The following is a 14,109-nucleotide window of genomic DNA, read 5'->3' as shown; positions in this document are numbered from 1 at the left end:
ACATTGGATCTGTGTCATTCACAAATCCTGTGGGAGCGGGCTTGCCCGCGAAGAGGCAGTCCCATTCAGCACAAAATCCAAGGGAAAAGCCCATGCCCGCCATCCATAAAATCCTGATCGCCAACCGCGGTGAAATCGCCTGCCGCATCCAGCGCACCGCCCAGACCCTCGGCTATCGCACCGTCGCGGTGTTCAGCGACGCCGACGCCAATGCGCTGCATGTCCAAATGGCGGATGAGGCGGTGAACATCGGCCCGGCGCCGGTGCAACAGTCTTACCTGAACATTCCGGCGATCCTCGACGCCGCCCGGCGCAGCGGTGCCGACGCGATCCATCCCGGTTATGGCTTCCTCTCGGAAAACGCCGAATTCGCCCGGGCCTGCGAACAGGCCGGCCTGACTTTCATCGGCCCGAGCGTCGAAGCCATCGAGCTAATGGGCAGCAAACGCCAATCAAAGATCGCCATGCTCGCCGCCGGGGTGCCTTGCATCGCCGGCTATCAAGGCGCCGAGCAGGACGACGCGACCCTGACACGCGAAGCCGAACGCATCGGCTATCCGTTGATGATCAAGGCCAGTGCCGGCGGTGGTGGACGCGGCATGCGCCTGGTGCACCACGCCGAGGAACTGACAGCACAATTGCGTACCGCCCGCTCCGAAGCACTGAACGGATTCGGCAGCGACGAACTGATCCTCGAACAGGCGCTGATCGAACCGCGCCATGTCGAAATGCAGCTCTTTGGCGACCGACACGGCAACCTGATCTACCTCGGCGAACGCGATTGTTCGATCCAGCGTCGCCACCAGAAAGTCATTGAGGAAGCACCGTGCCCGGTGATGACCGAGGACCTGCGTCAGGCGATGGGCGAAGCGGCGCTCAAGGCCGGGCGTGCGGTGAATTATGTCGGTGCTGGCACGGTGGAGTTTCTGCTCGATGCCCGTGGCCGGTTCTACTTCCTTGAGATGAATACTCGGTTGCAGGTCGAACATCCGGTGACCGAATTGATTACCGGGCTGGACCTGGTGGCGTGGCAACTTTGGGTTGCCGAGGGCCAGCCTCTGCCGCTGTCGCAAGCGCAGGTCAAACTCGATGGCCACGCCATGGAAGTGCGCCTCTACGCCGAGGATCCGTCCCAGGGATTTCTGCCCCAGACCGGTCGCGTCGAAGCCTGGACGCCGGCACTGGATCGAGGTGCACGAGTCGATCACGGACTGATTGAAGGCCAGTCGATCTCACCGTTTTACGACCCGATGCTCGGCAAACTGATCGCCCATGGCGCAACCCGCGAAGAGGCCCGGCGCAAACTGTTGTGCGCAGTGCAGGACAGCGTGTTGCTCGGTGTGCAGAGCAATCAGCGATTGCTCGCCAGCCTTTTGCAGCATCCGCAATTCATCAGCGGTGAGTTTGGCACTGGCTTCATCCCGCAGTACTTTGCAGATCACGACTGCCTGCGAAGCTATTCGCCCAGTGCCGAAGAGCTGGCCATCGCGGCGATGCTGTTCTACCAGTCCGCCGCACAGCAACACCGCGCCCCGTTGTCCGGATGGCGCAACAACGTCGGTGCGCCGTTGCTGTATCGCATCGGCCTCGACGCCCATGACTGGAACGTGCAACTGCGCACCAGGCCGGACAACGCTTTTGAAGTTCAGGTTGCGGAGCGCGTCATCGAACTCAAATTGGTCGAGCACACCGCCGGGGCCGTGACGCTGGAAATCGATGGCCTGCGCCAGCGCCATGCCTATCGCCTGCGTGACGATCATCTCTGGCTGTTCACCCACCCCGGCAGCCTGCACCTGGTGGATCGAACTCACGCGGTGATCGACAGTCAGACCAGCGTCAGTTCCGGCACCTTGAAAGCACCGATGGATGGCGCAATCATCGACGTGCTTGTCAGCGAAGGCAGCCCGGTCAGTAAAGGCCAGCTACTGGTGGTGCTGGAGGCGATGAAAATGGAGCACCCGCTCAAGGCCGGCATCGATGGCGTGCTCAAGCGGGTGCAGGTCAAGGTCGGCGATCAGGTCAAAAATCGTCAGGTTCTGTTGCAGGTCGAGTAGTCGCCAGGCGCAAACGCAGGGTTTGACTACGCTCTGAATAATCAGGACGCGGAAATCAGGAACCCTGCGATGCCCCATTGGCTGGTCATTGATCTGGAAGCCACCACCGATGAAGGTGGCTGGCCGGTTACGGAAATGGAGATCATCGAAATCGGTGCCACCCTGGTGGATCGAACCGGTCGCGAGCAGGATCACTTTCAACGCTTCGTCAAACCGACGCGTCGGCCACTGCTGACGCCATTCTGCCGCGAGCTGACACACATCACCCAGGCCAACATCGACGCGGCGCAACCGCTGACCGACGTCTGGCCGGCGTTCGAGCGCTGGCTCGGTCAGCACCAGGCACGCCTTGAAGGCTGGGCCAGCTGGGGCGATTACGACCGCAAGCAATTGCTTCAGGAATGGCAGCGCCTGCAACTCGACAGCGTCCTGAGCCGTGTGCCGCACATGAACCTCAAACAGCGCTTTGCCAAGGCCCGACGCCTGGAACGGCCTCTGGGACTCAATGGCGCCCTGCAACTGGCGGGCATGCAGTTCACCGGTCAACAGCACCGCGCACTGGAAGATGCACGCAATACCGCGCGATTATTGCCGCTGGTGCTGCCGCTCTAGCGCAGGTGACGGCGCCAGAAGCCTTGTGCATACTGGCCAGCCCTTTTTAACCCTTTTAAGCCCTTTTCGAGAGGAATCGCCCATGTTTAAAGTCAACGAGTATTTCGACGGCACCGTCAAGTCGATCGCCTTTGGCACTGCCGAAGGCCCTGCGACCATCGGCGTCATGGCCCCGGGCGAATACGAATTCGGCACCAGCCAGCGTGAAATCATGCACGTGGTGTCCGGCGCACTGACCGTCAAACTGCCGGACAGCAGCGACTGGGAAACCTTCGCCGCAGGCAGCCAGTTCAACGTGCCAGCCAACAGCAAGTTCCAGCTGAAAGTGGCCGTCGACACCGCTTACCTGTGCGAATACCGCGGCTGAAGCTACGGTTTCCGGCGGCAATAAAAAATGCCCGTGTCCAAAGACACGGGCATTTTTCGTTTCGGGACTGATTACTCGAGGATTTCCACCGGCATGCCGACTTCGAGTCGACCGTTGCTGTCATTGACCAGGTTCTGCCCGAACATCGCACCGTCGGCCTGGGCCCGAGTCTTCTGCAGAGTCGCCAGCGGCTCACGATCCGCGCTGCGCTCACCGCTCTGTGGATCGATCGTGGTGAGAATGCACCGCGAGCACGACTTGACCACGCGGAATTCGACATCCCCGATGCGGATACGCTTCCAGCCATCCTCGGCATACGCCTCGCTGCCCTCGATCACCAGATTCGGCCGGAACCGCAGCATTTCCAGGGGACGTCCGACTTCCTGCGACAAGTGTTGCAGCGATGCCTCGCCAATCAGCAGCAGCGGGAAACCGTCGGCGAACGCCACCTGATCGTCATCGTTGCCATACCCGGCCTGAGTCGTGCGGGCGCGATCCAGCGGCACTTGTACCAGTCGCGTCGGTTTGCCAATGAACTCGCTGACCCAACGGGCCGCTTCTTCGCCGGCATCCGGCACGCGCAGGGTGTCGCGCCAGATGGTCACGCCGCGCAGTTCGGCTTCGTTGCCGGGCAACGCGATCTCAATCGCCGAATGCCCCGGCGCATCGAGGGTCAGGCCGCCGTCGGCATTCCACAGCGCGGACAACTGACTCATCTTCGCTTCGGCGCGCTGGGTCAGGAAACGCCCACTGGCCTCGTCCACCAGCATCCAGCGTCGGTCGCCCTCAAGCCCCAGTTTGTCCAGGCCGATCCCTTGCAGGACCTCGGCCTTGCCGGATTTCAGCGGGTAACGATAAAGCGCGCTCAGACGCAGCATGGCCAACTCCCTGGTGGGTCAAAAGCGCCACCCTATACGAGCTTTCTCACCGAATCAAAGGCTGCCGCACAGTCAGCCTGCGAGCGTAGCGTCAGGCCGGTACTTCGTCGAGCATCAGGCGCTGGCGCACCACATCGACCAGTTTGTCCGGCTGGAACTTGGAGAGGAAGTTGTCGCAGCCGACCTTCTTCACCATCGAATCGTTGAAGCTGCCGGACAGCGAGGTGTGCAACACCACATAAAGGCCGCGCAAACGTGGGTCATTGCGAATTTCGGTGGTCAGGCGATAACCGTCCATTTCAGGCATTTCCGCGTCGGTGAAGATCATCAACAACTTGTCGGTCATGTTGACCCCGGTGTCGGCCCAGGCCTTGAGCATGTTCAGGGCTTTCAGACCGTCGCTGGCGATGTGCATCTTCACGCCCAGCTGACCGAGGGTGTCGCGCAACTGCGAGAGCGCCACATTGGAGTCGTCCACCAGCAGCACTTCGCGGCCACGGGCGCGCTCCAGGACCGGATCGTCGAGTTTGTCGCGGGAGACCTTGGCGTTGTATGGCACGATTTCGGCGAGGACTTTCTCGACGTCGATGATTTCCACCAGTTGATCGTCGACCTTGCTGATGGCGGTCAGGTAATGCTGGCGGCCGGCGCTGGTCGGCGGCGGCAGGATGGCTTCCCAGTTCATGTTGACGATGCGATCCACGCCGCCAACGAGGAAGGCCTGAACGGAGCGGTTGTACTCGGTGACGATGATCGTGCTGTTGGGGCCCGGCACCAGCGGACGCATGCCGATCGCCTGGGACAGGTCGATCACCGGCAGGGTCTGGCCGCGCAGGTTGACCACACCGCAGACAAACGGGTGACGCTGGGGCATGAGGGTCAGCTTCGGCAGTTGCAGGACTTCCTGAACCTTGAACACGTTGATCGCGAACAATTGGCGCCCGGCCAGCCGGAACATGAGAATTTCCAGGCGATTCTCACCCACCAGTTGCGTGCGTTGGTCTACCGTATCGAGAATGCCGGCCATCAATGACTCCTGGGCTTGTTCTGGTGAATTCACTAAAGAGGGTTATCGGCTGATTCCAGCCAATCTTGATCCCCATACAAATCACCTACAAAATGCCATGGGCAGGCATTGATGTCACATTAACATCATGCTTTACTGGCCCCGTGATTTCATCTGCTACATTCTTTGCGGCGCGACCTCGGTTTGCACGGTAGGTTCCCGTGTCTAAGGGATTCCCCTAGTAACAATCAGGCCCAACCTGATGTTCGCAATATCCAATAGCCATTAATGTGACGCCATTCTCATTGCATGAACGGAGTCAGGCTTTTGTGTGCGATCGCAGTTCAGTGGAACCCCATCCTCTCGAAACCCCCGGCACAAGCCTCGGCACTGCAGGGCGCGATCTCACGACGGTTCATGATCGTCGACACACACGACATTCGCTCATCAGACATGACGTTGTGGAGATAAGCATGCCGAACGACCGTAAAGAGTGGGCGCAGCGGTTCCCCGAATTTCTTGTCGAGGCTGAAACGCTCCTGGCCAAGTCCGAAGAGTGCCTGAGTCATTTGCAATTGATCAGCAATGACAAGGACGCCATCGACTGCATGCTCAGCACCCTGCTCAAACTGGCGAACAAGGCTGATGCCCTGGCACTGGTGGCAGTGTCGGAGTTCTGCCTGCACCTGCACGGATTGCTCACTCAGACGCAGGATCATGTCGACCTGCATGCCCAGGCGCTCGACGCCCTGAAAGATTGCTTCACCCTGATGGCCTGGCAACTTGAACTGGTCGACCAGAGCACCGGCCAGTTGAGCCTGGACGAAAGCGAGCAGACCTCTCTCATTGAAGCGTTCGCCTTCCAGGTTGGACAAAGCCAGTTTCAACCGCCGTTCAGCGCCAAACCCTTGTCCCTCGTGTCTTACTCGGAGCGGCAAGCGTAATCGAGTGCACGCCGGGCCCATTGCAGCCCGTTAGTTCGAGCCATCGAATGTCGCAATTGAATAACTCATGCCTGCCAGCGACATCCCCAAACAAATAATTACGCTCCAACATGCAGACTGCACATCGCTGAAGTCAGGGTTTACCTGTGTATGAAAATTGAAAACTTCAGGTGTCATCGATAATTATCGATTTCAATAAATCAACTTTTTCCATTATGGAACTCGCGTCCAACATGGCGTATTTCCTGACTCTTTGGACATATAGGGCGAACGCGACCAACGGTATGTTAAGTGGTATTATGCCGCGCGTTAGTTGCTTTCACTTAATGGCACAGTGACTTCAATGATCGGTCTGCACCCAAGTTGGCAGTCAATTATCGATCACTGAACCGTATTGAAACCAACAACCTGAATCACAGATTTTCAGACAGAGACCGCCAGCCACTCTGACCGGTCTGCCCGCAGCGAACATCCATTGGCTCCATCCGTTATGTACGCCAGCCTCAAGTCAATCACCACATGGCCCCCCTCCCGAGAAAACGCGCGCAGGTTCACGCTCACGCTTTGCATTGGCGCGGCAGTAGGCAGTCTGCTGACTTATGGCTTGTCCGCACCGTTGTCGTTTGGCCTGCTGCTGATCAATCTGGCGGCCGCCGCTTGCGTCTTTACCCAACATCGCCTGTCGCGCAAATCGATCAAGTTCCAGCCTCAGGAACTGGCCGACCGACTGCTCGAAGTCCAGGAAAACGAACGTCACCGCCTCAGTCGTGAACTGCACGACGATATCGGCCAATTGCTGACCGCCGCCAAACTGCAGAGCGAATGGCTCAAGCGAAGGCTGCCGGACGACTTACAGGAACAGTGTTCGGCACTTTGCGACACCCTTGAGGAAACTCTCAACAAAGTCCGCGATGTTTCGGCCATTCTCAATCCACGGCAACTGACCAGTCTCGGACTGGAAGCCAGTTTGCGCGCGCATCTGCTCAAGACACTGGCCAACACCTCGGTGCACTGGAGCCTGGACTGCCAGCAACGCTTGAACGGCATTCCCGAAGAAATGGCAGTCGCCGCCTTCCGCATTACCCAGGAAGCCGTGACCAACATCCTGCGTCATGCGCAGGCCAAGAACCTGCTGATCCGCGTGCAACGCCTTCCCCAAGGCTTGACCCTGCTGATCAGCGATGACGGTCTGGGCTTTGCCCCGGCCGCCAACCCCGGTCGTGAAGGACAACGAGGCATGGCCGGGATGGCCGAACGGATCGAGCAACTGGGCGGCACCCTGAGCGTGACGAGCGAACCGGGCAAAGGCACTCAAATCGAAGCACTATTCCCTTGGGCGCCCCGTGCACTCGAGCGGGCCAGTACGAATAAGGTTATGCGTTGACTTGTAACTTACTTCTGGTGGATGACCACTCGCTGATCAGAGCCGGCGTGCGCGCTCTGGTGATGGATATTCCCGGTTATGCGGTAATCGGCGAGGCCAATGACGGCTCGCAGTTGCTTGAGATGGTCGAGCAACTGAACCCCGATATCGTTTTGCTGGATATTTCCATGAAAGAAACCGGCGGCCTGGAAGCGTTGCAACGGCTCAGACGGGTTCGTCCGCAGAGCAAGGTACTGATTCTTTCGATGCACACCGATCCTGCGCTGATCATGCAGGCACTGGAATCCGGTGCTCACGGCTACCTGCTCAAGGACACCACGGCCACCGAGCTTGAGCACGCGCTGGAAGCCCTGCGCAACAACGAACGCTACCTGAGCCCGGCCATCGCTCACACAGTGATCAATCAGGCACTGACCCGCAATCAGAAGCTGCAACCGGAAGTCGCCGATTCACATAACCTGACAGCGCGTCAGCTGGAAATCCTGCGTCTGATCGTGCGCGGCAAGTCCACCCGCGAGATCGCCAATGGACTGGGCCTGAGCATCAAGACCGTGGAAACCCACCGCTCGCAGATCATGAAACGCCTGCAGATCTACGATGTGGCGGGGCTGGTACTGTTTGCCGTACGGGAGCAAATCATCAGTCTGGACGACTGACGCGCTGCGTCCTGCCCAGCAGCGGCGAGTTCTCCGGCAAATGCACACGCAACGCCGCCGGACGCGCCGCAAACCGCAGACTGTCCCCTTCCAGCGGCTCGCCATCGAGATTGATGCAGAGCCCTTCGGCAACCTTGATTTCGACCCACGGCAAACGCGTGCGGACAAACATGTTGTCGAGGCCGAACCCGTCGCTGAGCAGGTTTTTCAGTGTGCCGACCAACTCCTGCGGTGCCGGCAGGATACTGATATCCAACAGGCCGTCATCCGCCAGCGCCTGCGGACACAAGACATGCCCACCGCCAGCCTGGCGGCCATTGCCGATGCCCAGCGCGAGCAGCTCACCCCGCCAGTGGAAATCCGGCCCCTGCAATTCGCCGTAGGCGGCGTGCAACTCACTGAATCGCGACAGGCCCGTAAACAGATAGGCCGCGCCCCCCAGCACCTTTTTAAGATCCTCCGAAGTATTGGCGGTGACCTGACTGCCGAACCCGCCGGTGGCCATGTTCAGGAATATCTGACCGCCCACCTCCCCCAGATCAATGTCACAGGCAGGTGCATCGAGCAACTCAAGCGCCTCGGCGGGCTCAAGAGGTATGCCGGCAGCGCGGGAAAAGTCATTGGCGGTTCCCAGCGGCAGCAACACCAGACTGGCCTTGCCCGGGTGAGCCGCCAGCGCTTCGGCGATGTCGCGCAAGGTGCCGTCGCCACCGCCAGCAATGATTTGCCCAAACCCGGCAGCCAGAGCCTCTTCGACCAGACGCTGGGCATCTCCGGCTTCCCAGGTCAGGCGCACAGCCAATTCCCAGCCTTGCTCGCGTTTGTGTTCAACAGCGGCGCGAACCGCTTCGTTGAGTGCCTGCTTGCCATGCAGAATCAACAATGCCCTGCGTTCACTCATTTTGGTCACTCCCGGAATTGAATCAGTTCGGGACATCTTGACCTTCACGGCATGCAAAAGAGCCGCCGCAGTCCCAAGTATTTCCGGAGTCCCGTCTCACTCGTCCTACAAGACGGTATTTTTTCGTACGGAATGTAAGGAATCGGCTTAATTGACCACTCCTGGCCATTGGTACACCGTGTGTCGGTAGCGACAAGCTTCAACCCGATAACACACAAGGATGTGCAAGTAATGAGTCAATACATCATCAGGACTTTCGATCATTCGAGTAGACGTTTCTGCCAGCAGAAACTCATGGCAGCAGGCGAGAATTGCCATGCACAGCCATGAAGCAAGAATGCCAGTGAGTCCGGTTGCCCCCCTCTCCGACAGCCGTGCCAATCAAAAAGCCGAATTCAACAGCTGCACCAAAAACACTGGAGAAACTGTTATGGAACCTCGTGTCACCGAGCTGGAGACCCACCTCAAATACATCCGCCGTGACATGGACGAAGTAAAAGGAGACGTCAAAGCCATCAAGCACCGTCTTGCCTACTCCGCAGGTGCCACAGCGGTGGTCCTTGGATTGTTGGGCTGGGTTGCCAATAGTCGTTTCGACCAGCTCGTAGCATTGATCAGCCGTTGACGGGCTGAAATGCAGGTTCTCAACGAGCCTGCATTTCAATGATCAGCCGAGGAGTTCACTCAAGGGAATGAAGGGCACCATCTCTCCCTGGGTCAGCGTGCGCCCCTCTTGCACCTCCACCAGTCCATCAGCCCAGGCGGCGCTACGCAGAACGCCCGAACTCTGGTTTCGGTAGATGGTTGCCTGTCCCTGCTCCAGGCGCCCCCGAAGGAACTCACGCCGATTGCCGGCCTGGGGCCAGACAAATCCTGCCGGGACCGGAAACTTGAGAGGCTCGACATCCTGCACACCCTGGCGACGCAGCAGGTAAGGCTTGGTCAGCAAGGCAAAAGTCACCAGGGTCGACGCCGGGTTGCCGGGCAGGCCGATGACCGGAACACCACGAAAATGACCAACAGTCAAAGGCTTACCGGGTTTGATCGCCAGCTTCCACAGTGTCAGCTCACCCTCTTCCCTCAGCGCAACACCGAGGAAATCCGCTTCCCCGACCGATACGCCACCGGTCGACAGTATCAGGTCGGCCTCTTTGAGTTCCCCAAGTCGTGCGCGGGTGGCGGGCAAGTCATCCGGAAGAATCCCGGCATCCAGCACTTCACAGCCCAAACGCTGCAGCCAGCTGCACAGCACCACCCGGTTACTGTTGTAAATCTGTCCCGGGCCCAGGGCCGTTCCCGGTTCGACCAGCTCATCGCCAGTGGACAGCACTGCCACGCGGATCTTGCGGACCACATCAAGGCCGGCGCAGCCCAAAGAAGCGGCCAGCCCTTGCTCGATCGGACCGAGCCGGGTTCCTGCGGACAGGATCAACTCGCCCACGGTGGTTTCCTGCCCCTGTGGACGGATGTTCTGCCCCGTCACCATGGGCTCGATAAACCGCACTCGCTCGTCGGACTCGATCACGGCGTTTTCTTGCATCTCGACACAATCCGCGCCCGGCGGAACTGGCGCCCCCGTAAAGATACGGGCGCAGGTACCCGGCTCCAGCGGCTCAGGTGCCTGACCGGCAAAAATCTTCTGACTGACCGGCATCGGCTCACCGGTCCAATCGGCCAGGTTCAGGGCATAACCGTCCATGGCACTGTTGGGCCATGGCGGCAGATCCAGTGTCGAAACCAGATCCTGCGCCAACACCCTTCCCTCGCCCTGCGCCAACGGCAGATATTCGGATTCGACAATCCGCGAGGCGTCAGCCATTTCCAGCAGGCGCGCCAAGGCCACCTCGACCGGCATCAGGCTGCCGGTCTTGCCAGGCTTACCCGCGGGATTCACAGGGAGCCACCTGTTTCAGATGAGGGACGAAATTGCACGGACGATGCCGTGAATCCAGTTGCTCGGCCAGGATGCCGTCCCAACCGGTGCGCACTGCGTTGGTCGAGCCCGGCAGGCAGCAAACCAGCGTACCGTTGGCCAGCCCCGCCAATGCCCGGGATTGCACAGTGGAGGTGCCGATATCGGCAACGGAAATCTGGCGGAACAGTTCACCAAAACCATCGACTTGCTTGTCCAGCAGGCACGCAACGGCTTCTGGCGTGCTGTCGCGACCCGTGAAGCCAGTGCCCCCGGTGATCAGCACCACTTGCACGACGTCTTCAGCTATCCAGTGGGCGACTTGCGCACGGATTTTGTAGAGGTCATCTTTGAGCAATACCCGCTCGGCCAGATTGTGGCCGGCAGCCGTCAAACGGTCGACGAAGACCTGGCCAGAGGTGTCGGTTTCCAGGGTACGAGTGTCGCTGACCGTCAGTACCGCGATATTGAGCGGTGCGAAAGGTACATCAGCCTTGGCTTTCATAGGCTCATCCAGTTGTAGGAGAAACAGCCCGGTGTTATATCACAGCGCCCCATTTTTTCGCCGAACCTGCGGAGAGTTGCCATGACTTCCAATAACCGATTGCCACCCTGCTCAGTTCTGTTGCTGGCAGGTGGACGCGGCCAGCGCATGGGCGGTCAGGACAAGGGGCTTATTGAATGGCACGGGAAACCCCTGATCGCTCACCTGCAGCGCAAGGTTCGCCCACTGACCGACGACCTGATCATTTCCTGCAACCGCAACCGTGATCGCTATGCACCCTTTGCCGATCAATTGGTTTCGGATGACGAGGAAGATTTTCCAGGGCCATTGGCCGGTATTCGTGCGGGCTTGCGAGTTGCCCGCCATACACATCTGCTGGTGTTGCCATGCGACGTACCGCGAATCGATCTTCCCCTGTTACTCAGCATGCGCGAGACCGCTAGCCTGCACCCTGAAAAACCGCTGATGCTGCGCCACGACGAGCATTGGGAACCACTGCTTTGCGTTATTCCCGTGGCGCTTCTTCCTGCGTTCGAAGACGCCTGGCACGAAGGAGAGCGCAGCCCTGGCCGGCTCATGCGCAGTCTCGGCGCCCAGCCCCTGGTCTGCGCGGATAACGACCCTCGGCTGGCCAATCTCAACACCCCGGAACTGTTAAGCTCTCATAACACTGTGTCAGACTGACCGCATTCAAGGAACTCTCACGCCTTGTATACGTCTACAAGCTCAGTAACCAAAAGAATTTTCCTTCGGAGACAAACACATGACTCAACGGACTCTCGCCACTTTCATGCTCGCACTGGGCCTGGCCACCCTCGCCGGTTGCGCTTCGCCAACTGTGATCACCTTGAATGACGGTCGCGAAATCCAGGCCGTCGACTCGCCTAAATACGACAAGGATTCGGGCTTCTACGAATTCGAACAGCTGGACGGCAAGCAGACTCGAATCAACAAAGATCAGGTTCGCACCGTTAAAGAGTTGTAAGCGACGCCGGATACAGAAAAGCCCGCATGATGCGGGCTTTTTCGTGGGCGGTAAAAAGTGGATTGCGCTATTGATCACCAGTCCAGCGTAATCCGGCTTTCAAATTCGCGCTCCTGGCCCGTGACCGGATCGATGAACCGCAACCCCTGCGCCAGAAGCTTGAGCGGTTTGGCGTAATCATCCTCAACGTCCTTCAGCACCTCGGGATAGAACGGATCGTTGCAGATGCTCGCGCCCAGCGCCGTCATGTGCACCCGCAACTGGTGTTTCTTGCCGGTCACCGGATACAGGCCGTAACGCCAGAGGTCGCCATTCCTTTCCCGCACTTCCACTGCCGTTTCGGTGTTGCTGACACCGGGACCTTCCTGCATGCGGAAAAAAGGCTCGCCATCGACCATGCGGCTCTTGTGTACCAATGGAAAATCCAGCCCCGGCAAAGCAGCAGCAATGGCTTCGTAGCGTTTTTCGATTTGCCGTGTCGGGAACAATGACTGATAGGCCGAGCGCGTCTGCGGATTGGCCGAAAAGATCACCAATCCAGCGGTGTGACGGTCGATTCGATGCAACGGCACCAGGTGCGGATTGTCCAGACGACGAATCAGCCGGCGCAGCAGCGTTTGCTCCACGTACTCCCCCGCTGGCGTCACCGGCAGGAAGTGGGGTTTGTCTGCGACGACCAGGTGCTCGTCCGCGTAGAGAATCGACTCGACCACCGGAATCGGCTTTTCGTCCGGCACTTCGCGAAAATAATGAATGCGCAGGCCTTCCCTGTAAGGCAAGTCCACTGCAATCGGCTGGCCTTCACCATCCAGCACACGGCCTCGGGCAATCCGGTCCAGCCATTGATCGCGTCCGATGGCACTGAAGTGATCACACAGACAATCGAACACTGTCTGCCAGTCGCCCGGAGGCAGATAAAGCGTGCTGGCCTGATTCTGTGCGGCGGAAAAGGTAGATGTGCTGGACATACGGAAAACTCAAACCCTCAAAGCAGAGCGGCATTATCCAACACGGGACGCAGCAGACCTAGCGCAGAATCAGGCGGGAATCGATTTGAGGGCCGCCGCCTCAGTGAATTCCTTCAGCCAGCGCAATACATCGACGGCCTCCCAGCGGCCCGGATCGTACAAGGCGTACAACAAGCCCTGATAGCCCACCACATCCAGTTGCTTGTGATAGCCGGCGCGCTGGAACAACGCCTCGATCTCGGCAAAACAGGTATTGAAATGCAGCTTGTTGAACGGTGTCTTGCCCTCCGTGACCAGACCGTCCAGGCGCAATTCGTGGACGGCTTCGCGCACCACGTCAACCGACATCCGGTTCACGCTGCTTTTCAACTGTTCGACATTGACCACGATTCATCCCTCTGACGTCCTGGCTGCCCTGTCTGTTGCCCCGAAAAGGACACAGCACGACGAGCCCACTCAATTACTGTATGAACATACAGTAACCGAATCAACCCGAGAGTGCCAAGGATCGATGACCGTCGCGATGAATGGCCAGGTCGGAACAACGTCGAGGGAAAAGGCTAACGCAGGAATGCCACAACCTGATCGGCGCTAAACGGCCAACCCAGCTCCGCCCCGGTATCAACCCTGCGCAGCACGGGGATCCGCAGGCTGTAGGCCTCGAACCAGGACTCATCTTCAGCAATATCCACCAGTTCTACCAGCAGGCCATGCTCGACAAATGGCATCAACTCGGCTTCAGCGACTTCACACAGGTGGCACCCCAGGGTGCCGAACAACTGGCATTCAGGAAGCATGCGCGTTCTATCCCAAAGTTTGATTGGCCATTTTAGGCCTGACCTGCGAACCCGTCGACCCATCAGAGCCCCCAACCCATCGAGCGGGTTTACCCTCGCAAAACCCTGACGCAAATCAGCCCGCACAAATGCGTTTTCCA

17 protein-coding genes are annotated in these 14,109 nt (G+C 59.0%); 9 read left to right on the top strand and 8 right to left on the bottom strand.

What is annotated here, in order from left to right; genetic code table 11:
* Positions 1–92 precede the first annotated feature (92 nt).
* The 3 genes from ACW9HX_RS04905 (at position 93) to ppnP (ending at position 3,033) form a co-directional block, all read left to right on the top strand.
* Positions 93–2,054 (top strand): acetyl/propionyl/methylcrotonyl-CoA carboxylase subunit alpha, encoded by a 1,962-nt coding sequence (locus tag ACW9HX_RS04905; RefSeq protein ID WP_457379703.1) that lies wholly within the window; start codon positions 93–95, stop codon positions 2,052–2,054.
* A gap of 69 nt (positions 2,055–2,123) precedes the next feature.
* A complete protein-coding gene (locus ACW9HX_RS04900; protein WP_457379702.1) occupies positions 2,124–2,666 on the top strand; it encodes an exonuclease domain-containing protein in 543 nt (180 codons plus the stop codon).
* Positions 2,667–2,748: 82 nt separating this feature from the next.
* Positions 2,749–3,033 (top strand): pyrimidine/purine nucleoside phosphorylase, encoded by a 285-nt coding sequence (gene ppnP / locus ACW9HX_RS04895; protein WP_007940055.1) that lies wholly within the window; start codon positions 2,749–2,751, stop codon positions 3,031–3,033.
* A gap of 71 nt (positions 3,034–3,104) precedes the next feature.
* Here ppnP and ACW9HX_RS04890 read toward each other — a convergent pair whose 3' ends face one another.
* Together ACW9HX_RS04890 and ACW9HX_RS04885 are read right to left on the bottom strand one after the other, a co-directional pair.
* Entirely contained in the window at positions 3,105–3,911 is an 807-nt protein-coding gene (locus tag ACW9HX_RS04890) for an MOSC domain-containing protein (protein WP_457379701.1), read from the bottom strand.
* 91 nt (positions 3,912–4,002) lie between these two features.
* On the bottom strand, positions 4,003–4,938 hold the full coding sequence (locus ACW9HX_RS04885) for a chemotaxis protein CheV (protein ID WP_034155209.1): 936 nt from the start codon (positions 4,936–4,938) through the stop codon (positions 4,003–4,005).
* A 452-nt stretch (positions 4,939–5,390) separates the two neighbouring features.
* Between ACW9HX_RS04885 and ACW9HX_RS04880 the strand changes: the two genes are divergently transcribed.
* From ACW9HX_RS04880 to ACW9HX_RS04870, 3 genes are all read left to right on the top strand, one after another.
* Positions 5,391–5,861, top strand: a complete 471-nt coding sequence (locus ACW9HX_RS04880; protein WP_457379700.1) for a hypothetical protein — start codon at positions 5,391–5,393, stop codon at positions 5,859–5,861.
* Positions 5,862–6,351: 490 nt separating this feature from the next.
* Positions 6,352–7,245 (top strand): sensor histidine kinase, encoded by an 894-nt coding sequence (locus ACW9HX_RS04875; protein WP_457379709.1) that lies wholly within the window; start codon positions 6,352–6,354, stop codon positions 7,243–7,245.
* Positions 7,242–7,901, top strand: a complete 660-nt coding sequence (locus ACW9HX_RS04870; RefSeq protein ID WP_457379699.1) for a response regulator — start codon at positions 7,242–7,244, stop codon at positions 7,899–7,901. Before ACW9HX_RS04875 ends, ACW9HX_RS04870 begins: the two co-directional genes overlap by 4 nt.
* Here ACW9HX_RS04870 and yegS read toward each other — a convergent pair.
* The gene (yegS, locus tag ACW9HX_RS04865) at positions 7,885–8,802 is read right to left on the bottom strand and encodes a lipid kinase YegS (RefSeq protein WP_457379698.1); all 918 of its coding nucleotides are present in this window, start codon (positions 8,800–8,802) and stop codon (positions 7,885–7,887) included. The genes ACW9HX_RS04870 and yegS overlap by 17 nt on opposite strands.
* Positions 8,803–9,118: 316 nt before the next feature.
* Here yegS and ACW9HX_RS04860 point away from each other — a divergent pair, with 316 nt between their 5' ends.
* Complete coding sequence (locus tag ACW9HX_RS04860; protein WP_457379697.1) at positions 9,119–9,427, top strand: hypothetical protein; 309 nt, start codon at positions 9,119–9,121, stop codon at positions 9,425–9,427.
* A 42-nt stretch (positions 9,428–9,469) separates the two neighbouring features.
* Here the strand turns inward: ACW9HX_RS04860 and ACW9HX_RS04855 are convergent, their stop codons facing one another.
* The gene (locus tag ACW9HX_RS04855) at positions 9,470–10,696 is read right to left on the bottom strand and encodes a molybdopterin molybdotransferase MoeA (protein ID WP_457379696.1); all 1,227 of its coding nucleotides are present in this window, start codon (positions 10,694–10,696) and stop codon (positions 9,470–9,472) included.
* Entirely contained in the window at positions 10,680–11,219 is a 540-nt protein-coding gene (gene moaB / locus ACW9HX_RS04850; RefSeq protein WP_457379695.1) for a molybdenum cofactor biosynthesis protein B, read from the bottom strand. The genes ACW9HX_RS04855 and moaB overlap by 17 nt, the downstream gene beginning before the upstream one ends.
* A gap of 81 nt (positions 11,220–11,300) precedes the next feature.
* Here moaB and mobA point away from each other — a divergent pair, with 81 nt between their 5' ends.
* Positions 11,301–11,903, top strand: coding sequence for a molybdenum cofactor guanylyltransferase MobA (mobA, locus tag ACW9HX_RS04845; protein WP_457379694.1), 603 nt, complete (start codon positions 11,301–11,303; stop codon positions 11,901–11,903).
* Positions 11,904–11,982: 79 nt separating this feature from the next.
* Positions 11,983–12,204: a YgdI/YgdR family lipoprotein gene (locus ACW9HX_RS04840; protein ID WP_085710733.1), complete on the top strand. Its 222-nt coding sequence runs from the start codon at positions 11,983–11,985 to the stop codon at positions 12,202–12,204.
* Positions 12,205–12,278: 74 nt separating this feature from the next.
* Here the strand turns inward: ACW9HX_RS04840 and ACW9HX_RS04835 are convergent, their stop codons facing one another.
* The 3 genes from ACW9HX_RS04835 to ACW9HX_RS04825 form a co-directional block, all read right to left on the bottom strand.
* Positions 12,279–13,172: a pseudouridine synthase gene (locus tag ACW9HX_RS04835; protein ID WP_457379693.1), complete on the bottom strand. Its 894-nt coding sequence runs from the start codon at positions 13,170–13,172 to the stop codon at positions 12,279–12,281.
* Between the two features lie 69 nt (positions 13,173–13,241).
* Positions 13,242–13,559: a transcriptional regulator gene (locus ACW9HX_RS04830; protein WP_085730606.1), complete on the bottom strand. Its 318-nt coding sequence runs from the start codon at positions 13,557–13,559 to the stop codon at positions 13,242–13,244.
* Between the two features lie 173 nt (positions 13,560–13,732).
* Positions 13,733–13,969, bottom strand: coding sequence for a glutaredoxin family protein (locus ACW9HX_RS04825; RefSeq protein WP_007908657.1), 237 nt, complete (start codon positions 13,967–13,969; stop codon positions 13,733–13,735).
* Positions 13,970–14,109: the final 140 nt, after the last annotated feature.

This window comes from Pseudomonas sp. SDO52101_S400 (assembly GCF_054071635.1).
This window is presented reverse-complemented; position numbering and strand designations above follow the sequence as displayed.

Coding starts and splice junctions, on each gene's coding strand:
- ACW9HX_RS04890 (WP_457379701.1), bottom strand. CDS start 3,911: ATGCTGCGTCTGAGCGCGCTTTATCGTTACCCGCTGAAATCCGGCAAG.
- ACW9HX_RS04875 (WP_457379709.1), top strand. CDS start 6,352: ATGTACGCCAGCCTCAAGTCAATCACCACATGGCCCCCCTCCCGAGAA.
- ACW9HX_RS04825 (WP_007908657.1), bottom strand. CDS start 13,969: ATGCTTCCTGAATGCCAGTTGTTCGGCACCCTGGGGTGCCACCTGTGT.
- ACW9HX_RS04835 (WP_457379693.1), bottom strand. CDS start 13,172: ATGTCCAGCACATCTACCTTTTCCGCCGCACAGAATCAGGCCAGCACG.
- ACW9HX_RS04840 (WP_085710733.1), top strand. CDS start 11,983: ATGACTCAACGGACTCTCGCCACTTTCATGCTCGCACTGGGCCTGGCC.
- yegS (WP_457379698.1), bottom strand. CDS start 8,802: ATGAGTGAACGCAGGGCATTGTTGATTCTGCATGGCAAGCAGGCACTC.
- ACW9HX_RS04880 (WP_457379700.1), top strand. CDS start 5,391: ATGCCGAACGACCGTAAAGAGTGGGCGCAGCGGTTCCCCGAATTTCTT.
- ACW9HX_RS04860 (WP_457379697.1), top strand. CDS start 9,119: ATGCACAGCCATGAAGCAAGAATGCCAGTGAGTCCGGTTGCCCCCCTC.
- moaB (WP_457379695.1), bottom strand. CDS start 11,219: ATGAAAGCCAAGGCTGATGTACCTTTCGCACCGCTCAATATCGCGGTA.
- ACW9HX_RS04900 (WP_457379702.1), top strand. CDS start 2,124: ATGCCCCATTGGCTGGTCATTGATCTGGAAGCCACCACCGATGAAGGT.
- ACW9HX_RS04905 (WP_457379703.1), top strand. CDS start 93: ATGCCCGCCATCCATAAAATCCTGATCGCCAACCGCGGTGAAATCGCC.
- mobA (WP_457379694.1), top strand. CDS start 11,301: ATGACTTCCAATAACCGATTGCCACCCTGCTCAGTTCTGTTGCTGGCA.
- ppnP (WP_007940055.1), top strand. CDS start 2,749: ATGTTTAAAGTCAACGAGTATTTCGACGGCACCGTCAAGTCGATCGCC.
- ACW9HX_RS04885 (WP_034155209.1), bottom strand. CDS start 4,938: ATGGCCGGCATTCTCGATACGGTAGACCAACGCACGCAACTGGTGGGT.